This window comes from Paraburkholderia sp. BL18I3N2, assembly GCF_003001875.1.
Lineage (GTDB): Bacteria > Pseudomonadota > Gammaproteobacteria > Burkholderiales > Burkholderiaceae > Paraburkholderia > Paraburkholderia phytofirmans.
In genome coordinates this window covers 160,355-180,760 of sequence record NZ_PVNC01000013.1, presented here as the reverse complement: position 1 = coordinate 180,760, position 20,406 = coordinate 160,355, and the positions used below count along the sequence as shown (strand labels likewise).

14 protein-coding genes are annotated in these 20,406 nt (G+C 64.0%); 8 read left to right on the top strand and 6 right to left on the bottom strand.

Features of this window, described 5'->3' with window-relative positions:
* Positions 1-278 precede the first annotated feature (278 nt).
* From folC to B0G75_RS27970, 5 genes are all read left to right on the top strand, one after another.
* Positions 279-1,589: a bifunctional tetrahydrofolate synthase/dihydrofolate synthase gene (gene folC / locus B0G75_RS27990; RefSeq protein ID WP_106313329.1), complete on the top strand. Its 1,311-nt coding sequence runs from the start codon at positions 279-281 to the stop codon at positions 1,587-1,589.
* A 29-nt stretch (positions 1,590-1,618) separates the two neighbouring features.
* Positions 1,619-2,551, top strand: a complete 933-nt coding sequence (locus B0G75_RS27985; RefSeq protein WP_106313328.1) for an SPOR domain-containing protein — start codon at positions 1,619-1,621, stop codon at positions 2,549-2,551.
* 7 nt (positions 2,552-2,558) lie between these two features.
* Positions 2,559-3,053 (top strand): CvpA family protein, encoded by a 495-nt coding sequence (locus tag B0G75_RS27980; RefSeq protein WP_106313327.1) that lies wholly within the window; start codon positions 2,559-2,561, stop codon positions 3,051-3,053.
* 163 nt (positions 3,054-3,216) lie between these two features.
* Complete coding sequence (gene purF / locus B0G75_RS27975) at positions 3,217-4,767, top strand: amidophosphoribosyltransferase (protein ID WP_012428626.1); 1,551 nt, start codon at positions 3,217-3,219, stop codon at positions 4,765-4,767.
* Positions 4,768-5,070: 303 nt separating this feature from the next.
* Positions 5,071-6,261 carry an O-succinylhomoserine sulfhydrylase gene (locus B0G75_RS27970; protein WP_106313326.1) on the top strand — a complete coding sequence of 397 codons (1,191 nt, stop codon included), beginning with the start codon at positions 5,071-5,073 and terminating at the stop codon, positions 6,259-6,261.
* Between the two features lie 159 nt (positions 6,262-6,420).
* Here the strand turns inward: B0G75_RS27970 and B0G75_RS27965 are convergent, their stop codons facing one another.
* Together B0G75_RS27965 and B0G75_RS27960 are read right to left on the bottom strand one after the other, a co-directional pair.
* Positions 6,421-7,200, bottom strand: a complete 780-nt coding sequence (locus tag B0G75_RS27965; protein WP_106313325.1) for an AraC family transcriptional regulator — start codon at positions 7,198-7,200, stop codon at positions 6,421-6,423.
* 32 nt (positions 7,201-7,232) lie between these two features.
* Positions 7,233-7,574 (bottom strand): FKBP-type peptidyl-prolyl cis-trans isomerase, encoded by a 342-nt coding sequence (locus B0G75_RS27960; protein WP_027803023.1) that lies wholly within the window; start codon positions 7,572-7,574, stop codon positions 7,233-7,235.
* A 184-nt stretch (positions 7,575-7,758) separates the two neighbouring features.
* On the opposite strand from B0G75_RS27960, the gene B0G75_RS27955 reads away from it, so the two are divergent.
* The 3 genes from B0G75_RS27955 to B0G75_RS27945 all read left to right on the top strand — a co-directional run bounded on the left by B0G75_RS27955 (position 7,759) and on the right by B0G75_RS27945 (position 10,800).
* Positions 7,759-8,580: a sensor histidine kinase KdpD gene (locus B0G75_RS27955; protein WP_106313324.1), complete on the top strand. Its 822-nt coding sequence runs from the start codon at positions 7,759-7,761 to the stop codon at positions 8,578-8,580.
* Positions 8,581-8,673: 93 nt separating this feature from the next.
* Positions 8,674-10,017, top strand: a complete 1,344-nt coding sequence (locus B0G75_RS27950) for a hemolysin family protein (RefSeq protein WP_012428621.1) — start codon at positions 8,674-8,676, stop codon at positions 10,015-10,017.
* 60 nt (positions 10,018-10,077) lie between these two features.
* Positions 10,078-10,800 (top strand): sulfite exporter TauE/SafE family protein, encoded by a 723-nt coding sequence (locus tag B0G75_RS27945; RefSeq protein ID WP_106313323.1) that lies wholly within the window; start codon positions 10,078-10,080, stop codon positions 10,798-10,800.
* A 245-nt stretch (positions 10,801-11,045) separates the two neighbouring features.
* Here B0G75_RS27945 and treY read toward each other — a convergent pair whose 3' ends face one another.
* The 4 genes from treY to glgX all read right to left on the bottom strand — a co-directional run bounded on the left by treY (position 11,046) and on the right by glgX (position 20,400).
* On the bottom strand, positions 11,046-13,901 hold the full coding sequence (treY, locus tag B0G75_RS27940) for a malto-oligosyltrehalose synthase (protein WP_106313322.1): 2,856 nt from the start codon (positions 13,899-13,901) through the stop codon (positions 11,046-11,048).
* Positions 13,898-16,120 carry a 4-alpha-glucanotransferase gene (malQ, locus tag B0G75_RS27935; protein ID WP_106313321.1) on the bottom strand — a complete coding sequence of 741 codons (2,223 nt, stop codon included), beginning with the start codon at positions 16,118-16,120 and terminating at the stop codon, positions 13,898-13,900. Before malQ ends, treY begins: the two co-directional genes overlap by 4 nt.
* A complete protein-coding gene (gene treZ / locus B0G75_RS27930; protein WP_106313320.1) occupies positions 16,117-18,039 on the bottom strand; it encodes a malto-oligosyltrehalose trehalohydrolase in 1,923 nt (640 codons plus the stop codon). The genes malQ and treZ overlap by 4 nt, the downstream gene beginning before the upstream one ends.
* A gap of 141 nt (positions 18,040-18,180) precedes the next feature.
* Positions 18,181-20,400 carry a glycogen debranching protein GlgX gene (gene glgX / locus B0G75_RS27925; RefSeq protein ID WP_106313319.1) on the bottom strand — a complete coding sequence of 740 codons (2,220 nt, stop codon included), beginning with the start codon at positions 20,398-20,400 and terminating at the stop codon, positions 18,181-18,183.
* Between the last annotated feature and the right edge of the window lie 6 nt (positions 20,401-20,406).

The window sequence follows — 20,406 nt, the reverse complement described above, 5'->3', positions numbered from 1 at the left end:
TCGCCACGCTTTTTAAGCGCGGCGGCCGTCAGAAGCAGCAAAAAATAGCGCGCCGCGTGAGTGATCAAGCGGCGCGCTGTCATTTCCGGGATAATCACGGTCTCGCAACGCAGCGCCGGTTGCCGACAGCGGCCAGCGCAGGCGCGTGTGGTTTGCGCGCATAAAGTGGCGCCCGCCGGACTAGACTCCTGCCGCAGCCGCAGCCGCAGCCGCAGCCGCCCGCTTCGCTCCGCGCCCATTCGCAACACTGCCTAGTCGATTTACTCGCGATTCGCCCGATGACCACATTCCCCACCCTCGACGCGTGGCTCACGCACCTTGAATCCGCGCATCCGGTCGGCATCGACATGGGGCTGGCCCGCATCAGTGAGGTGCGCGACGCGATGCAGCTGTCGTTCGCGTGTCCGGTGATCACGGTCGGCGGCACGAACGGCAAGGGTTCCACTTGCGCGATTCTCGAATCCATTCTGCTGCGCGCCGGGTTCACGGTCGGCTGCCACACGTCGCCGCATCTTCTGTCGTTCAATGAGCGCGCGCGGGTGAACGGCGCAATGGCCAGCGACGCGGAGCTGCTGCCGCACTTCGAAGCCGCCGAAGCCGCGCGCCTGAGCCTCGCCGAACCGGTCACGCTGACCTACTTCGAATTCACGACGCTGGCGATCATGAGCCTGTTCGCTTCGCGCGGACTGGACGCGGTAATTTTCGAAGTCGGTCTGGGCGGCCGTCTGGACGCGGTCAATATCCTCGATACGGATTGCGCGATCATCACGAGCATCGATATCGACCACACCGAATATCTCGGCGACACGCGCGAGAAAATCGGCTTCGAAAAAGCCGGTATTTTCCGTCCGGGCAAGCCGGCGATCTGCGCGGACCCGGTTCCGCCGCAATCGCTGATCGATTACGCGGAAAAAATCGGCGCCGAATTGTGGCTGTTCGGCCGCGATTTCCGCTATGAAGGCCAGGCCGGCAGCGAGCGCCAGCAATGGAGCTACGTCGGCCCGACCATGCGGCGCTCGGCGCTGGCCTATCCGGCGCTGCGCGGCGCGAACCAGTTGATCAACACGTCGGCGGCGCTGGCCGGGCTCGAAGCGCTGCGTGACCGTCTGCCGGTGTCGGCGCAGGACATCCGCCTCGGCCTTGCCAATGTGGAACTGCCGGGACGTTTCCAGGTGCTGCCGGGCAAGCCGGCTATCGTGCTGGATGTCGGCCACAATCCGCACGCGGCGGCCGTGCTGGCGCAAAACCTCGGCAACATGGGTTTCTTCCCCTACACGTACGCGGTGTTCGGCGCGATGCGCGACAAGGACATTGCCGGTGTACTGGCGAACCTGAAAGGCGAAATCGATCACTGGTGCGTGACCGATTTGCCGACGCCGCGGGCCGCGTCGGCGGAAGAACTGGAAGCGGCTTTGCGCGAGCAGGGCGTGGAAGAGGGGGGCGACAGCAGCGTGACGCGCTACGCCACGCCGGCAGAGGCTTTCCAAGACGCGCTAAAACGAGCGTCAGAGAATGATAGAATCGTGGTTTTCGGCAGTTTCTATACGGTAGCCGGTGTGATGGCCTACCGTAAATCGCAGCAACACTGAACGGGCGCCAGGCTCGAACCAAGCGATTCATGGGAATTTTCTCGTTCGGCAAGAAAGACGACGCGCCCACCCGGCGCGGCGCAAACACCAGTTCCACTCGGGCCGCCCGTGGCGAGCGCGTGGAGCGGCGAACCCGCCGCACGGAGCGCACCGTCGACGCCGATGCGATGCTGCTCGACCCTACGTTGCCGGAAAAGCAGCGTGCACGTCGCCGCCTCGTCGGCGCGATCGCGATGGTCGTGGCGGCGGTCGTGATTCTGCCAATGGTGCTGGACTCGCACCCCAAGCCCGTCACAGACGACATCTCTATCGACATTCCCAGCCGTCCCGCGCCGAAGCTCGCCAAAGCCCAGGAAGACACGCAGGCTGGCGTAGCACCCGATAACCCCGCAACGCCAGACGCGGCACTCGCCGCATCCGGCCTTGCGCCGGCAACGGCAGCCAAGCAAGGCCAGTCCGGCGCCGCGAAGCAATCGAGCACTGAGACGAACGCAGCGGCGTCCGCGGCCAAGCCGGCAGCGAAACCGCAAGCACCGTCCGTGGCGGCAAACACCACGCCATCGGCGCCCGCAGCGCCCGCCAAACCGGCGACGAAACCGCCGGTCACGCATAACGCTGCGACCGCACCGGCGGCACCGGCTGCGCAGGTCCCGAATTCCGACGACGCGACCACAGCCGCCAGCGCGGATGCGAACTCCGGCACGCCGGCTTCTCCGCCGGGCAGTCGTTTCGCCGTGCAGCTCGGCGCCTTCGCGAACGACGCCAACGCGCGCAATTGGGCGGCCAAGTTGAAAGCGGCGGGTGTGCCCGCATATACCGAACATCGAAAGCAGGCTGACGGCTCTACGCTTACGTTGCTGCGCGCCGGCCCGTTCGCCGACCGTGCAGCGGCAAGCGCCGCCATCGCAAAGGTTCGCGAGGTCGGCTTGACGTCGGGCGCGAACAGCGGCACCGCACAGTAAGCGAGCGATGTTCACTGCCTTCGACTACGCTGTAATGGCGGTGATCGGTTTGTCGGCGCTGCGCGGCACATGGCGCGGGTTTTTGTCCGAGATATTCGGGCTGATCGGCTGGATTGCGGCGTTTTTGATTGCTTGCCGCTTCGTCGGTTACGTCGTGCCGTACATCCCGTCCAACTGGCCGGGCGGCGCGTTGACCCAATGGCTGCTGGCGTTTGCGCTGGTGGTGGTCGGTGTGGTGCTGGTGGCGAGCGTGCTGAACGCGCTTTTGAGCCGCATCGTGCAGGCAACCGGCTTGAGCGGCGTGGACCGTTCGCTCGGTTTGATGTTCGGCCTCGTGCGCGGGGTCATTCTGGTGCTGATTCTGGTCGCCCTCGCCGGCTTGACCGAACTGCCCCAACAGGAATTCTGGCGCAACGCCCTGCTTCGGCCCTATGCGGTCGAGGGCGTGCACGTAATGAAACCGCTGCTTCCCGAGACGCTGGCTGCTTACGTCCGAGTGTGACGATCAGGCGAGTGGATAGGGAAACGCAGCAGGACACCGGCGCAAACCGGCTGCCTTTACGTTCGGTCGCGTAGCTTCGCGAACGCCCCGAAAGACGTCACTTCGGGACACCATCGCAGGCAGCGGCCGCCATGACGAATTTCGTACCTTTGAAGGACATGCCATGTGCGGCATCGTAGGCGTAGTTTCCCACTCTCCGGTCAATCAGCTGATCTATGACAGCCTGCTGCTCCTGCAGCACCGCGGTCAGGACGCCGCCGGCATCGCGACAGCGAACGGCAGCAACTTCCACATGCACAAGGCCAACGGCATGGTGCGCGACGTGTTCCGCACGCGCAACATGCGCAGCCTGCCCGGCACGACCGGTATCGGCCAGGTCCGTTACCCGACCGCCGGTTCCGCATCGAGCGAAGAAGAGGCCCAGCCGTTCTACGTGAACGCGCCGTTCGGCATCATCCTCGCGCACAACGGCAATCTGACCAACTGGCAGCAGCTGAAAGATGAGATGTTCCGCATCGATCGCCGCCACATCAATACCAATTCCGACACGGAAGTCATGCTCAACGTGCTCGCGCACGAATTGCAGCTTTCCAGTTCGGGCCTGCAACTCGATCCGGCTGCGCTGTTCAAGGCCGTGTCGGGCGTGCATCGCCGGGTGCGCGGGTCGTACGCGATCGTGTCGCTGATCGCCGGCTACGGGCTGCTGGGCTTCCGTGACCCGTTTGGCATCCGTCCGCTGTGCCTCGGCAAGCAGGAAACGGCTGAAGGCGTCGAGTGGATCCTGGCGTCGGAGTCGGTGGCGATCGAAGGTATCGGCTTCGAATTCGTGCGCGACGTGGCGCCGGGCGAAGCGATTTTCATCGACATCGAAGGCAATCTGCATTCGCAGCAATGCGCCACGAACCCGAGCCTGAACCCCTGCATTTTCGAACTCGTGTATCTGGCGCGTCCGGACTCGGTGCTCGACGGCGTGCCCGTCTACAACGTGCGTCTGCGCATGGGCGACTACCTCGCCGAGAAGATCAAGCGCGAGCTGCCCGACGTTCCAATCGACGTCGTGATGCCGATTCCCGATTCGTCCCGTCCGGCCGCGATGCAAGTCGCGAAGAAGCTGGGCGTCGAATACCGCGAAGGCTTCTTCAAGAACCGTTACGTCGGCCGCACCTTCATCATGCCGGGCCAGGCTGTGCGCAAGAAGTCGGTGCGCCAGAAGCTGAATGCCATGGGCATCGAGTTCAAGGGCAAGAACGTGCTGATCGTCGACGACTCGATCGTTCGCGGCACCACGTCGCACGAAATCGTGCAGATGGCGCGCGATGCCGGCGCCAACAAGGTGATCTTCGCTTCGGCGGCGCCGCCGGTGAAATTCCCGAACGTTTACGGTATCGACATGCCGACGCGCGGTGAACTCGTCGCCCACGGCCGCTCGGACGACGAAGTCGCGCGCATGATCGGCGCGGACCATCTCGTCTATCAGGACGTCGACGCGCTCAAGCAAGCGGTGCGCGACATCAATCCGGCGCTGAAGGAATTCGAAGCGTCGTGTTTCGACGGCAACTACGTGACCGGCGACGTGACCACCGAGTACCTCGACCGCATCGAAACCGCGCGTCTCGCACCGTCCTCGCAATCGGACCGCGACGCCGCGAGCGATGCGATCGACGGCGGCGCGCCGGCACGTTCGCAACTGCATTTGCAACTGTCGGTGGGTTGAGCGATTCGAGTTATACGCTCCCGGCAAGGCGCGCTGCACGCCATACCGGGAGCGTGTTAGCATGACGGCTTGCGTCGATTTGAACTCAGCTTGCGGACGCGGGGCAACCCGAAACAGCTAAAGCGAATGGTGGAAAAGCCGCATTCATCTACCTCCGCTCCAGCTTTCCCCCGCACATGAAGCCCGCTTATGCCGACGCAAAAGCGGGCTTTTTTGTTGCTGCCGTTCGGCATCACGCGCTCACCTCGCACGTGAGCCGCAGAGACCGAACGCAGTCATGGAACATTGGAAACCAGAACCAACATGGACGACTCCCTGAACTTCGACACGCTGGCAGTCCGCTCGGGCACGGTGCGCAGCGACTTCAACGAGCATTCGGAAGCGATTTTCCTGACCTCGAGCTTCGTGTTCGAGAGCGCCGCCGACGCGGCCGAAAAATTCAAGAATTCCGAAGACAACTACACCTACTCGCGCTTCACGAACCCGACCGTCTCGATGTTCCAGGATCGTCTTGCCGCGCTCGAAGGCGGCGAAGCCTGCATGGCGACGGCGTCGGGTATGGCCGCGATCATGTCGGTGGTGATGTCGGCATTGCAGGCGGGCGACCATCTGGTCAGCTCGCAGGCGCTGTTCGGTTCGACGCTCGGCATGTTCTCGCAGATCTTCAGCAAGTTCGGCATCACGACCACGTTCGTCGATCCGACCGATCTGGACGCGTGGAAAAACGCCGTGCGTCCGGAGACGAAGATGTTCTTCCTCGAAACGCCGTCGAATCCGCTGACCGAAGTCGCCGACATCGAGGCGATCAGCAAGATCGCCAAGGCGTCCAACGCACTGTTCGTGGTCGACAACTGTTTCTGCAGCCCGGCCTTGCAACAGCCGTTGAAGCTCGGCGCGGACGTCGTGATGCATTCGGCCACCAAGTTCCTCGACGGCCAGGGTCGCGTGCTCGGCGGCGCGCTGGTCGGCTCGAAGCAGTTCATCATGGAAAAGGTGTTTCCGTTCGTGCGCAGCGCCGGGCCGACGCTGTCCGCGTTCAACGCGTGGGTGTTGCTCAAGGGTATGGAAACGCTGTCGCTGCGCGCCGAAAAGCAGTCGGCGAATGCGCTCGAAATCGCGCGCTGGCTGGAAGCGCATCCGGCCGTGAATCGCGTGTTCTATCCGGGGCTTGAATCGCATCCGCAGCACGCGCTGGCCATGCGTCAGCAGAAGGCGGGCGGCGCGATCCTCTCGTTCGAACTGAAGGGCGACACGCCGGAGCAGATGCGCGCGAATGCATGGCGCGTGATCGACAACACGAAGATCTGCTCGATCACCGGCAACCTGGGCGATACGCGTACCACCATTACGCATCCAGCTACGACCACGCATGGTCGCGTGACGCCGGAAGCGCGCGCGGCGGCGGGCATTAGCGAAGGCTTGATCCGTCTTGCCGTCGGTCTGGAAAACGCCGGCGATATTCGCGGCGATCTGGAGCGCGGTCTGGCGGGTTGAGCGAAGCAGGTTCGAGCGAAAGCTCGAGCGGATGGGTGAAGCAGGACAAGCGGGCCGCTCCGTTCAGGCGGCTCGCGCAACGGAACTTCAGTGCAGTCCGTCAGTGCAATAGAGCCAACGCGGCGAGACTCACTGCAATGAAACCCAGCGCGTGAAAACTCAGTGGCGCAACGCGCGCCACTGACCGGGCGCCAGCCCGAAACGCCGTGTGAACGCGTGTGTGTACGCGCTTTGATCGCCGAAGCCGATATCCAGCGCGATATCGGTCAGCGAACGGCGCGGATCGGCGAGCAGCGTGAGCGACGTATCGAGCCGCAGCCGCTGCAAATAGCGATGCGGCGTCTCACCGAAGGCCTCGATAAAAAGCTGATGAAAGCGCCGCATGCCGAAGCCGCAATGCGCGGCGAGGTCGGCGATCCGCAAAGGCTCCGACAAATGCACGCGCAACCAGCGGTCGATGCGCGCAAAGTCGAGACCCGCGCCCGCTGCCGGTGCGCCAACCGTGGTGCCCGCGTCGGCCACCAACGCGGCGCCGAGGCGCGCGGCTGCGTCCCAATGAAAACGCCGTGAATCGAGATCGTCGCCGAGAGCGCCGCCGGTGGCGTGCGCCGCGATGCGATGCACGAGTTGCGCAAGCGAGCTCTCCACGCAGACGGCCCGCGCGCGGTCGAACAAGCGTTCCGGCACGGCCAGCGATGCGGCCGGCAAATCCAGCACCAACTGCCGGTTCTCGCCGACGCCCGCGTAATCGTGCCGCGCGCCCGCCGGGATGAGCCAGGCGGAGCCGGCGTCGATGCGTTGCGCGATGCCGTCCACGGCCATCACCATCGCGCCGTCGAGCCCGAGCACGACCTGGTGAAAGTCGTGCACGTCCGACGCTTCGATCGTGTCGTAGCGGCGCAGCGAAACGCTAGGAGCGGTAACGGCGGCGTGGCTCATCGACGGTGCGCAGTGACAGGACGGCGAAAAACTTAGACGCCCAGCAATTCGACTTCGAACACGAGCGTTGCGTTCGGCGGAATCACGCCGCCCGCGCCGCGCACGCCGTAGCCGAGTTGCGGCGGGATGGTCAGCTTGCGCGTGCCGCCGACCTTCATGCCCTGCACGCCTTCGTCCCAGCCCTTGATGACCATGCCGCCGCCCAGCACGAATGCGAACGGGTCATTGCGGTCTTTGCTCGAGTCGAACTTCTGGCCATCGGTCAGCCAGCCGGTGTAATGCACGCTGACGGTCTTGCCGGCCACTGCTTCGGCGCCGGTGCCTTCAACGATGTCTTCGTACTTCAAGCCGGATTCGGTAGTCACAGTCGACATATGTCGCTCCTCAGGTCAAAACGTAAAAACCGACATTGTAGGCGTGTTGGCGCCGCATGCCGAGGATTGCCGCGTGGCACACGGATTGCGTACCAGTTGGCCGTCCGGCCAGGCTGGTCGCGCCGGAAGGCATGCCTATAATGGGGCTTCTTTCAATCATCATGAACTGCCTGAGGGCTCGATCGTGACAACGTCTTCAACCGGAATTGCCGGCGAAAAGCCAGTCCCTTCCGGCTTCGCCGTATCCGAACGTACCGCGCATCTGCGCGCGGAAACCGCGCTGTTCATGCGTGACCACGTGCTGTCGCTGGTGTCGCATGATCTGCGTGGTCCGTTGAATGCCATTCATAGCTGGGCGTACGTGCTGGAGCGCAAGCTCGACGCGAACGACCCCAACTCGCAGCGCGCCGTCATCGGCATTCGCAATGGCGTGGACCAGCAGGTCAAGTTGCTCGAGACGATTGTCGACGCTACGCGCGCCGAAACCAAATCGCTGGCGCTGAACTATGCGTCATTCCCGCTGCATCCCTTACTCGATGAAACGGTGGAAGAAGTCCGCTCGGGCCTCGCTCGCACGCGCGGCGTGGAAGTTACGCTCGACTCGCAACTCGCCACCGAGCAACTCAACGGCGACCGCGAGCGCCTCGCTGCGGCGCTTTGGCTGATGCTGACGTTCGCAGTCGAAACGAGCCCGGAAGGCACCACGGTCATCCTGACCACGAAAGCCGACACGAACACGTGGCACGCCAGTCTCGCCTACGACACGAGCAGCACCACGTTGCAGGACCCCGCCTTGCCCCATGTGCTCGAAGCGTTTGCCCGCAAACAGGCCTGCGAGCCGCGCGAAGCGAAACGGATCGCGTGGGTGCTGGCATTGTGCAAGCGCGTCGCCGAAGCGCACGGCGGCAGTTTCGAGCAAGGCGAAGCAACCGGCGGCGACGCAGCCGGCGGCAGCATGGCCACCCTCGCGCTACGCATCCCACTGAGCGCAACTGCGGCAAAGTGAACTGTCCGGCTCAGCCACTTCGTTTGCGCGATTCAGATTTCACCGAGCTTTCACCCTCTATACTGACAACTTTTGTTGCCGGAGCCTTTCGCTTTGATCCAGGTCGTCGCCCTTATCGGTGCGTTGTTTCTCGTTGCCCTCAACGGTTTCTTTGTTGCCGCTGAATTCGGTCTGGTCAAACTTCGGCAGACGCGCGTGCAAAGCCTCGCCGCCAAACATGGCATGCGCGGGCGTCTGCTGGCCAAGGTGCACGGGCGTCTCGACGCCTATCTGTCCGCCTGCCAGCTCGGCATCACACTGGCGTCGCTCGGGCTCGGCTGGATCGGCGAGCCCGCGTTCGCGGAGTTGCTCACTCCGGTCTTCAGCCTGCTGGGCGTGGAGTCGGAGAAGCTGATCCACGGCATTTCGCTGTTCTTCGCGTTCTCATGCATTTCGTTCCTGCATATCGTCGTGGGAGAACTCGCGCCGAAGTCGCTGGCGATCCGCGAGGCGGAGAAGGTTTCGCTCTGGGCCGCCACGCCGCTCTATGGCTTTTACTGGGCTATGTATCCGGCAATCTGGGTGCTCAATTCGAGCGCCAACGCCGTGCTCAAACTCGCCGGCCTCGACGCCGATCACGGCCACGACTCGCACTACTCCACCGACGAACTCAAGCTGATCCTGCGCGGCCGCCGCGCCAACGTCGCCACGGAACTGGGCTCGGCGGACGGTGCCTACAGTCAGGACGAGTGGAACACGATCGCGCACTCGCTCGATTTTTCGCGCATGACCGTATCGGACCTCATGCGCCCGGCCTACGAAATGATCGGCTTGCGTCGCGATTTGCCGTTGCGCGACAACATGCAGGTGGTGGCGCGGCATCGCTTCAGCCGTTATCCGCTGTTCGAAGATGCGTCCGGCGAGCGCGTGGCCGGCATGATCCATTTGAAGGACTTGCTGCTGGCCCGCCATGCGGGCAGCACACTCGAGGATCTCTCCAAATACGCGCGGCCCGTGCAATACGTCACGCCGGAGATGCCGGCGCTCGAACTGTTTCGCCGCTTCCGCAAAGGCGCGCCGCACTTCGCGCTGGTGGGCCACAAGCGGGAGAAGCCGATCGGTTTCCTGACGCTCGACAATCTGCTCGGCGCGCTCGTGGGCCAGATCCACGACGAGTTCCGTCAGGGCGACGCCGACTGGACGCGCATGGACGACGGCACCTTGATGGGCAAGGGCAGCTTGCCGGTGGTGTCGCTGGAACGCGCGTTGGGGATCGACATCGACGAGGGCAAGGCCGAATCGGTCGGCGGCCTCGTGATTCAGGCGCTCAACGATCTGCCCAGCGAGGGGCAGAGAGTGGAGTTCGACCGCTTCGACGTCGTGGTCAAGAAAATGAAAGGGCCGCGTATCGTGCTCGTGCGGGTTTATCCGAAAACCTTCGACGACGAAGGTGGTTGAGCCGCGATAGCGCCGTAGCAGGCCACAGGTAGAATTGTCGTCCACACCGTTGAGGGCGACATGGGATATCTGTTGGTGCTGTGCGTCGGATTGCTGGCCGGCACGTTGAGCGGCGTGGTCGGCACCGGCTCGTCGATGATGCTGATGCCCGTGCTCGTGATGCTGTCCGGTCCGCAACAGGCGGTGCCCATCATGGCGATCGCCGCGATCATGGGCAACTTCGGCAAGGTCCTCGCATGGTGGCGCGAGATCGATTGGCGCGCATGCGGCGCCTACTGCGTGACTGCCGTGCCGGGCGCGGCCCTGGGTGTGCGAACGTTGCTTGCGTTGCCGCCGCACGCGGTCGAAATTGCGTTGGGCTTGTTCTTCGTCGCGATGGTGCCCACACGGCGCTGGCTTGCGCGCCGGGATATCAAGTTCTCGTTGTGGCAACTTTCCTTGATCCGTGGCGTGGTGGGTTTTCTCACCGGAATCGTCGTGTCCACCGGACCCATCACCGTGCCCGTGTTCATGTCTTATGGCCTCGTAAAGGGCGCTTTTCTCGCAACAGAAGCGGCGGGCTCTCTGACCGTTTATGCCGCCAAAGTCGCGGTCTTCAATCATTTCGGCGCGTTGCCGTTGCATGTGGTGATCGATGGCTTGATCACCGGATCCGCACTGATGGTCGGTTCGTTTGCCGCGCGGTCGATCGTGGTTCGGATGAGCCCATCGACTTTCAAACTGGTCTTCGACGGTTTGATGTTGTCGTCGGGACTTTCACTGCTTTGGGCGGCGGGGCGCTAGCCTCAATCAAGCCGCGCGGCCGCCTAGCCGACGTGTCCATCGCCGGGTTCGTTCACGCGATAGTGCGGAAGTTGCAGATGCCGCAACGGGTGCCGCGTGTACACCTCATCGACCCGATCGACCTAGCCTTCGAGAAAATCGAACAGCAGAGCAGCGCAGCATGTCGATGCCTCAATTCGACTAGGGCAAAAAAAAGCGGTTAGAGCCCTTAAGCTCCAACCGCCTTCACCCACAAAACTAAAAAATCAACCGCGCGGCACGCCATCCTCCACCAACACCGCGATCGGCATTGCACCCAGCGCATCGCGCAGATACAGCAGACCGTTTTCATCCACCTTGGGCGCCGCGGGACTCAACCAGTCGAACAGCGCTCTCGCGGACAAATCCGCCGGCATCTCCAGCGCGGTGTCTTCCCATTTGGCCGGATCGACCATCGGCAAGTCGCCTTCCTCGCCGAGCAATCCGGCCGCAAGCCGGCTCGCCACCACCACGGCCCACGCATTGCCATGCCGCCGTGCAAACGCGATCACACTCGACGCGTGCTTGCCGCGCACCGCGAGCGCCAGATATTCGCCCTGACTCAGCAACTCCGGCAAATGCGCTCGCAACGCGAGCACGCGCTGCACCGCCGCGAGCTTCACGCGTCCATCGCGCCAGCTCGGCAGAAATTCCGACGGCGGCGTTTGCACGAGCCACGCCTCGCGTTTGGCGAAATCGACGGGCCGGCGATTGTCCGGATCGACCAGACTGAAGTCCCACAACTCGGTGCCCTGATAAAGATCGGGAATCCCAGGCGATGCCAGCCGCAGAACCGTCTGCTGCAAACTATTGAGCGCGCCGGCGCGCCCGATTCGCGCGACGAACGCGGACAATTCCTTCAGGAATCCGTCACGCCGTTGTGGCGCGAGGATGTCGAACAGGAAATCGCGACAGGCGGCCTCGTACGCTTCGTCGGGCGCGAGCCAGTTGGTTTGCAGCTTGGCTTCGCGCAGCGCCTTCAACTGCCATTGCGCGACGCGCTCGGCTAGCTCCTTTACACCGGCTTCGTCGTCGGGTTGAAGATCGGGCGGCCAGCAGCCCACCAGCGTTTGATAGAGCATCGCTTCGGCGGCGGGGCCGGGCGCCCAGTCGTAGCTCGTGTCCTGCCCGACGCTGCTGACGGGTTTGCCGTCGAGCGCGCGACGATTCGGCGCATTCAATGTGGACCACGCGCGCAACGTCGCGCTCCAGTCGCGCGCGATCTCGCTCAACACGGCGAGCCGTGCGCGCACGTCTTCGCCACGTTTGTGATCGTGCGTCGCGGTCGCGAGCATCGCATGAGGAAAGCGCTGGGAGCGCTCCAGATTCGCTGCATGAAACGCTTCGACCGACAACGCGAACTCGCCCGGGTCCGAGCCGACCTCGTTGCGCGACAACAACCGGCCATAGCGATAGCACGCCGTATCCTCGACCGCCTTCGCGGCGACCGGCGCGGTCAACTGCGAAAACAGCGTTTGCGCGGTGCGTCGCGCGGAACCGGCATGGCTCGGCGGCGCTCCGTTCTGGCCTTGCTGCGGCGTGCCGCTGCGGCCGGGCGGCGGCTCTTCGGCGCTGCCGCCGAGCCACGCGTTCACGCGCTCGAGCGCGACGAGATCCGCGCGCGAAAGCGTTTGTCTTGCGCCCTCCAATGCCTGGTCGAAATAGACGTTATCCGCCGCGCTGTGCAGACCGTTCTGCGGATAGATTCGATACACGGGAAAATGCACGACCAATTCGGTCAGCACACGCCGCAGCGTGGTGAAAGTGAAGTCGCGCGTGGCCAGCGAATCGCGCGCAATGCGATGCAACGCGCGCGCCGCGCGGTCGAGTTCCGCGGAGAGATTTTCCGCGAGAATCTTGCGGCGCGCGACCAGCGCCTCGTCGGCAAAACGCGGGCTGCGGCCGGTCAGCTCGGTCCACGTTTGCGCGAGCGGTTCGGCGCCGGCCGGATCGTGCAGCAGCGCGCCGACGTCGCTCATGAAATCGTAGCCGGTCGTGCCGTCTACCGGCCAATCGTCGCGCAGCGGTTCGCCGCGTCCGAGAATCTTTTCGACCACCACATACGGCGCGCTGTCACGCAGTTCCGTTAGACGCTGCCGCAAACGCTGGCAGTATTCACGCGGCTCGGCGAGCCCGTCGACGTGATCGATCCGCAAGCCGTCCACCACGCCTTCCTGATAAAGACGGAAAGGCAGCGCATGCACGGCCTCGAACACTTCAGGGCGTTCCACGCGCACGCCGGCGAGCGTCGAGATGTCGAAGAAACGCCGCCAGTTCACCTCGTCCGACGCGGTGCGCCACCACGCCAGGCGGAAGTGTTGCCGCTCGATCAGCCGATGCAGCCGGTCACGCGTCACCGGGTCGTCCGGAGAATACGCCTGCAGCGCGATCTCGATTGCCGAGTCACCGTTTTGCGCGACGAATTCGCGCAGCATGTCGCGGCCTTCGGCGGCGCGCGGATGATCGGTGGGCTGCGTGGTGAGTCCGTGGAAGCGTTCGGCGAGCGCGTTGAGATCGGAGCGGTCGGCGCTTTGCAGGATCGACGCGTAATCGGTCGGGCATACCGGGAAAACGTGCGGGCCGTAGCCGATATAAAAGCGCCCAATGTCGGCCGCGAAATGCAGCGCGATGCGGCCCGCCGCGAGTTCTTCGCCGTACGCGGCGCCGAGCGTGGGCAGCAGCACCTTGCCGCGCAAGGCGGGATCGGGCGAATGCCAATCCACGTCGAAATGGCGCGCATAGGCGCTGTGACGGCCCCATTCGAGAATATCGAGCCACCACGCGTTGCTCGATCCGCCGACGCCCATATGGTTCGGCACCGTGTCGATGATCAGCCCCATGTTGTGCGCGCGCAATTTGTCGACGAGGCGCTTCAAACCCGCCTCGCCGCCGCATTCGGCGCTGACCTGGGTGTAGTCGACGGTGTCGTAGCCGTGCATCGAGCCCGGCTCGGCCGTCGTGATGGGCGACGCGTACACGTGGCTGATGCCGAGCGCGGCGAAGTAATCGACGTGCTTTGCGGCATCGTCGAAGGTAAAGCCTCGATGGAACTGGAGGCGAAGCGTGGAGCGCGGGACGGTCATGGCGTATCAGGCTCCGAAGAAGCGTTGGCGGAAGGAAGCGGGGCGGTGGCGGCGCGGCGCGCGCGATCCACCGCGAGTAGCCGGTCACAGAACGTGTCGTCTTCGAACAGTTCGTCGATCGGCACGCTCACGCGGCGGCGCCAGTTCGGATGCTCGTCGATCGAGCCGGGCAGATTCGGCTGCTCGACTTGCGCGAGCAAATCCTCGAGCGGAAACGTCACCAGCGGGCCGGGCGTTGCGGCGACGAAGGCGAGCGCTTCGTCCACGGGCGCGCTGTCGGGCGGCGGCGCGGGCACATCAGGCGCGGCCACGCCCGCTAGCTGGAAAGCTCGCCACAACTCGGCGCGATCTTTCGCGCGCTCTTCCTGGGCGGCTTCCTCAGGATCGCGGCCGTCGGCGCGCGCCATCGTCTGGCCGATCTTGTTGCGCCATGTGATGTCGCTGCCGCGCCACCAGCCGGCGACCGTCGGCAGATCGTGCGTCGTCGTGGTGCCGACCGCATTGCGGTCCCAGTCGGACGGCGGCTTGAATCCTTTGCCGTCGTGCGCGCCCTCGAACCACAGCACGCGAATGCCGGCGATGCCGTGCTCTTCGAGCCGCTCGCGAAAGCCCGGTGGCACCGTGCCAAGATCTTCACCGATCACGATCGCGCGATGCCGCCACGATTCGAGCGCGATCAGACGCAGCAAGTCTTCGAGCGGGTAGCGCAGGTACGCGCCGTTACGCGCGCTTTCGCCTTCTGGCACGAGCCACAGCCGCCGCAAGCCGAGAATGTGATCGATGCGGATGCCGCCGGCATGGGCGAACGCCGCGCGCAGCATGTCGATGAACGCGGAGAAGCCCTGGGTGCGCATCGCGCGCGGCGAAAACGTAGTGAGTCCCCACGCCTGGCCGGCCTGATTGAACAGGTCCGGTGGCGCGCCCACCGACACGCCCTGCAGCATGTCGTCGCGATACGACCACGCGTGACTGCCGGCGCTATCGCATCCCACCGCAAGATCGGCGATCAGGCCGACGGCCATGCCGGCGTCGTGCGCGACCTGTTGCGCGTGCGACAAACCCTTGGCGGCCAGCCATTGCAGGAACAGATGGAAATCGACCTCGTGACGGTTGGCCTCGGCGAAGGCTTCGACTTCCGGGCTGCGCGGATCGCGCAATGCCTCAGGCCAGTTGCGCCAATGTCCGTTCCCACCTTCTTGCGAGAGTTGCGCCGCCTGTAACGCTTCGAAGCGCGCGTGATCTTCGAGCGCGCGCCCGGCACGTTCGCAGAAGCCGTGAAACTCCAGCGCGCGCGGCGTATGTTGCGCGCGTTCGTGTTCGCAGAATTGCTCGTACAGCGCGCGCAAGACCTTCAGCTTCAGCACGACCGCGTTCGGCCATTCGATCAACGGCAAGCGTTCGAGTTTCGACCATGCATCGCTAGCCTGGGCGGCTTCGAGTGCAGCATGTGCCGCATCCGCGCCGAACACGGCGGCGGGATCGATGTGCGTGACGTTCAACCACAAACGCGACGACGGCGAATACGGACTGAAGCGCTCCGGCTCCGCGCTGAACATCGCATGGGTCGGACTGACGGCGAGCGCGTGCGCGCCACGCTTCGCGCTTTCCACGGCGATTTGCGCGAGCGCCGAATAATCGCCGATGCCGCCGTCGCCTGTACGGCGCAAGCCGTACAACTGCGCGGCGATGCCCCATAGCGGCGGAGCGGGCGTGTCGTCGCCGCTTGCGTTGTCGCTTGCGTTGTCGCGCAGCGTGCGCCAGGCGTCGGCGACCGTGTAGCAGCGCGGCGGCGCCACCGCCAGCGTGATGCGTTGTTCGTGGATCACGAGCGTGTGATAGCCGGCTTCGTCGATTGGTGCGAGCAGAGCTTCTTCGCCTTTGGGCGCCGTAAACCGGCCGTCGATGATCGAGCCGCTTTCCAGTTCGATCCGATAGTGGCTGCCGGATTTAATCGCCGCAATGGGCAAGGCGATGCCGCGTCCGACTTCCGCGGTCATTAGCGGCGGCAGTTTGCGGCCTGACAATTCGGCTTCCAGTGCGGCTGCGCTGTGGCGGATTTCCGCGGCGTTGCCGCACGGCAAACCCATCCGTGCGAGCAGTACGGCAAGTGTGCTTTCGGGCACATGCTGCGTCGTATGGTGCGCATCCTGCCACTCCACCTCGAAGCCGGCGCGCGAGGCAAGAGTGACGATCGTGTCGTGAGGGCGTCGGGTAGTCACGCGTGGCGCTCCTGTTGTCCCGCGATGCGAGCATCGTGGCCGATGGCGTAGCCGCAGACGTCGCCGGTCAGCCACGCGACGAACGCGTAGGGCGGCAAAACCTTGACCTCGACCTGTTCGCGCACGCGCGGCGGCGTTTCGAAAATCACTTTACCGGCGGGAATTTCAGTGCACGCCACGCTCTCTTTCGAGAGATTCAGCGCGACCGATAACGTCTCCCCGTCGCAGAGTTTCCAGCGCGCGATCAGCGCATTGGCGTCGCCGCCATTCGCCGCGGTCAGCACGGTCACGCCGCACGACTTGCTATGTGGCAGGCGCGGCGTAATCAGCTTGGCGCGTACCGCTAGCGCGGATTTGTAGAAGTGCATCCAGTCGAGCCGGTCTTTCGCTTCATCGCTGTCGTTCTTCGCTGCTTCGTGCGACGCCGGCGGCGATGAGGCCGCAAACGTCTTTACGTCGTTTGGATCGGGAATCTCAGCGCGGCGTTTCTCGTCGCTGAACGAGGAAAAGCGCGCGAATTCGCGGCGGCGTCCTTCGCGGACCGCGTCAGCGAGATCGCCTGTGTAGTCGGTGAAGAACAGGAACGGTTGCGTGGAGCCGTATTCCTCGCCCATGAAAAGCAGCGGGATTTGCGGTGAAAGCAGCAGCAGGCCGGTGGCGGCGCGCAATGCATCGTCCGAGGTCAGTTTGCGCAAGCGCTCGCCGAACGCGCGGTTGCCGATCTGATCGTGGTTCTGCAAAAACATCACAAAGGAAGTGGGCGGCAAATGACCGCTTGCTTCGCCACGCGGCTTGCCGTCGTGAATCGGCGATGGGTCGCCCTGATACGCGAAGCCCTCCGACAGCACGCGCGCAAGACGCTGGATCGGCTGGTCTTCGTACGCGTGGTAATAGCCTTCGGTTTCGCCGGTCAGCAGCACGTGCAGCGTGTTGTGCGCGTCGTCGTTCCATTGCGCGTCGAAATGCGTTTCCAGCAGGCTTGCGCTGTTGTGTTCGTTTTCCAGCACCAGATGCACATGCCGGCCATGCTGCACTTTGGCGCGGATATGGTCGGACAATTCGCGCAGCCATGTGTGGTTGTCGATTGCGTGCACCGCGTCGAAACGCAGGCCGTCGAGCCGATATTCGTTGATCCAGTAGACGGCGTTATCCGTAAAGAAGTCGCTCACTTCGTTGCGCTCGAAGTCGATCGCTGGGCCCCACGGCGTGTGCGTGCCTTCGCGGAAAAACGAGCGGGCGTATTCATGCAGATAGTTGCCGTCCGGGCCGAAGTGGTTGTAGACCACGTCGAGAAACACCATCAAGCCGAGGCCATGCGCGCTGTCGATCAACGCCTTCAGCTCTTCGGGGCGGCCGTAAGCGGAATCGGGCGCATACGGCAACACGCCGTCATAGCCCCAATTGTGCTTGCCGGAAAAGTCGTTCAACGGCATCAATTCGATGGCGGTGACGCCGAGCGCGGCCAGTTCCGGCAGCCGCTTCTGCACGCCCGCATAGCCGCCCATCGCGCCGACGTGTAACTCGTACAACACCGTTTCTTCCCAAGGCCGGCCGTGCCAGTTCGTATGTTCCCAATAGTAGGCGCGCGGATCGATGACTTCGCTCGGCCCATGCACGTCTTGCGGCTGAAAACGCGACGCCGGATCGGGCACCGCATGCTCGCCATCCAACCGGAAGCGGTATAGCGTGCCCGCGCCGCCGTCGACGCTCGCTTCGAACCAGCCGTTGCCGGCGGGCGTCATATCGTGCGCGCCTTGAGCGGGGCCGTTTTCGATTTCCACCTGGACGTGTTGACAGGAAGGCGCCCAGAAGCGAAACCGCGTGCGCGGCTTCGCACCGGTCGCGCCTAGCAGCTGCGCGCCGAACGGCAAACAATGCGCGTGATGATGCGCATGAGGATCAATCGGACTTTCGGACATGATTCGTCACCATTCAGTTTTGCTTTCGAGCCGCGTGTCACGCGTCCCTCGCGCGGGCGCTGCCTGAGACAACGCACAACGCGTACAACGACAACGCGCAATAACGCGGCCCGCATGCTGTCGGGTCACGGCGCCGCTGCCTTAAGTGGTCGGCGACGTATCGCTACTGGGCGGATGCGCACCCGGATCGGGCGGCAACGCGGTCAGCAGCCGCGGCCCATGCTGCGCGCCGGCCTTCCAGCCCGCTTGCCAGTCCGCTTCGCCCACCGGCTGCGCAGCCAGCAAAACGAGGCTATGCGCGGCCACTTCGAGCTCCCCGACCGCCAGCCGATGCGGCGCGCTCTCCGGCTCAGCAGTGTCTAACAGCACGTGCCATTCCAGATGCGGGGCGGGCGGCGTAAAACGCAGTGTTTCTTCGTTGGCGTTGAGCATCATCAACAATACTTCTGTTTCGCCGTTTAAACCTGGACCCGCGCGGCGCAGCGTGAATGCGCGGCCTTCGGGGTCCTGCCAGGCTTCGATGGTGAGCGGGTCACCGTGTTCGTCGAACCAGCCGACATCGAACAGGCCCGGCAACACTTCACGATCGCCGAACAGAAAACGCGTTTCGCGCAGCAGCGGATGTTGCTTGCGCAGCGCGATCACCCGTGCGACGAACGCGGTCATCTGCTGCCCGTCCGGCGATTCCGCGCGTTCCCAGTCGATCCACGAAATTTCGTTGTCCTGGCAATACGCGTTGTTGTTGCCGTTCTGCGTGCGCAGCGATTCGTCGCCGGCCAGCACCATGGGCGTGCCGAGCGCCATCAGCAGCGTGGCGATCAGCGAGCGCGCCACACGTTTGCGCGTGGCGAGAATCGCGGGGTCGTCGCTCGGGCCTTCCACGCCCCAGTTGCGGCTGCAGTTTTCATTGTGGCCGTCGTTGTTGTCTTCGCGATTGGCTTCGTTGTGCTTCTGCTCGTAGGCCGTGACATCGGCTAACGTAAAACCGTCGTGCGACGTGACAAAATTGACCGATGCCCACGGCTTTCTCGCGCGCCGGTTGAAGAGATCCGCCGAGCCGGTCAACCGTGCGGCAAGATCGGGCCGCAAGCCGGCGTCGCCGCGCCAGAAGCGTCGCACGGTGTCGCGAAAACGATCGTTCCATTCGCTGAATCCCGGCGGATGATTGCCTAGCTGATAACCGCCAGGACCGATGTCCCACGGCTCGGAAATCAGCTTGCGTTGCGACAGGATCGGGTCCTGGCGCAACGCGTCGAAGAAACCGGAACCGGGATCGAAACCGTGCTGCTCGCGGCCGAGCGTAACGCCGAGATCGAAACGGAAGCCGTCGATATTGAACGCCGTCGACCAGTAGCGCAGTGAATCCATCACCATTTGCAGCACACGCGGATGCGGCAGATTCACGGTGTTGCCACAACCCGTGTCGTTGATATGGTGGCGCTCGTCGCCGGGAATCAGACGGTAGTAGCTGGCATTGTCGAGGCCGCGCCACGACACTGTCGGCCCCATCTCGTTGCCTTCGCAGGTGTGGTTGTAGACCACGTCGAGAATGACCTCGATGCCGGCCGCGTGCAACTGACGCACGGCGATGCGCATTTCGTCGAGCCGGTGCGTGCTCAGATACGAGGGCTCCGGTGCGAAAAATGCCGCCGTGTTGTACCCCCAGTAGTTGCGAAGTCCGCGCTCCACCAGAAAGCGGTCGTTGAGAAACGCGTGCACGGGCAGCAGTTCGACCGCGGTCACGCCGAGTTTCAGCAGATGCTCGATGAACTCCGGCGAAGACAGCGCCGCGAAGGTGCCGCGTTCATGCTGACGCAAATCGGCGCGCAACATCGAGGCGCCGCGCACATGCGTCTCGTAGACGATGGTTTCGCCCCACGGCACGTTCGGGCGTTTATCGTGCGACCAGTCGAACGCTTCGTCGATCACGACGCACTTCGGCATGGCCGGCGCCGAATCGCGCCGGTCGATGGAAAGGTCCGCGCGATTCGAATGCACGCGATAACCGAACAGCGCATCCGACCAGCGAAATTGTCCGACCAGTTTGCGCGCGTACGGATCGAGCAGCAGCTTGTGCGGGTTGAAGCGATGCCCATGCTGCGGCTGATACGGCCCGTGCGCGCGAAACCCGTAAGCGGTGCCCGGATGCGCATTCGGCAGGTAGCCGTGCCAGATTTCGTCGGTGCATTCGGGCAGCGTGTAGCGCCGGATTTCCTTGCGGCCGGTGGGATCGAACAGGCAAAGCTCGATTTTTTGCGCGTTCGCCGAAAACACCGCAAAGTTGACGCCGAGGCCATCCCAGCTGGCGCCGAGCGGATAGGGCGAACCGGGCAGAAGCCGGTCGGGCATTGCATGCGACATGATTCC

What these genes read in the sequence shown, in the direction of transcription:
- B0G75_RS27945 (WP_106313323.1), top strand. Translation starts at nt 10,078, where the DNA reads ATGGGATATCTGTTGGTGCTGTGCGTCGGATTGCTGGCCGGCACGTTG.
- B0G75_RS27970 (WP_106313326.1), top strand. Translation starts at nt 5,071, where the DNA reads ATGGACGACTCCCTGAACTTCGACACGCTGGCAGTCCGCTCGGGCACG.
- B0G75_RS27965 (WP_106313325.1), bottom strand. Translation starts at nt 7,200, where the DNA reads ATGAGCCACGCCGCCGTTACCGCTCCTAGCGTTTCGCTGCGCCGCTAC.
- glgX (WP_106313319.1), bottom strand. Translation starts at nt 20,400, where the DNA reads ATGTCGCATGCAATGCCCGACCGGCTTCTGCCCGGTTCGCCCTATCCG.
- B0G75_RS27960 (WP_027803023.1), bottom strand. Translation starts at nt 7,574, where the DNA reads ATGTCGACTGTGACTACCGAATCCGGCTTGAAGTACGAAGACATCGTT.
- treY (WP_106313322.1), bottom strand. Translation starts at nt 13,901, where the DNA reads ATGACCGTCCCGCGCTCCACGCTTCGCCTCCAGTTCCATCGAGGCTTT.
- B0G75_RS27980 (WP_106313327.1), top strand. Translation starts at nt 2,559, where the DNA reads ATGTTCACTGCCTTCGACTACGCTGTAATGGCGGTGATCGGTTTGTCG.
- folC (WP_106313329.1), top strand. Translation starts at nt 279, where the DNA reads ATGACCACATTCCCCACCCTCGACGCGTGGCTCACGCACCTTGAATCC.
- treZ (WP_106313320.1), bottom strand. Translation starts at nt 18,039, where the DNA reads ATGTCCGAAAGTCCGATTGATCCTCATGCGCATCATCACGCGCATTGT.
- purF (WP_012428626.1), top strand. Translation starts at nt 3,217, where the DNA reads ATGTGCGGCATCGTAGGCGTAGTTTCCCACTCTCCGGTCAATCAGCTG.
- B0G75_RS27985 (WP_106313328.1), top strand. Translation starts at nt 1,619, where the DNA reads ATGGGAATTTTCTCGTTCGGCAAGAAAGACGACGCGCCCACCCGGCGC.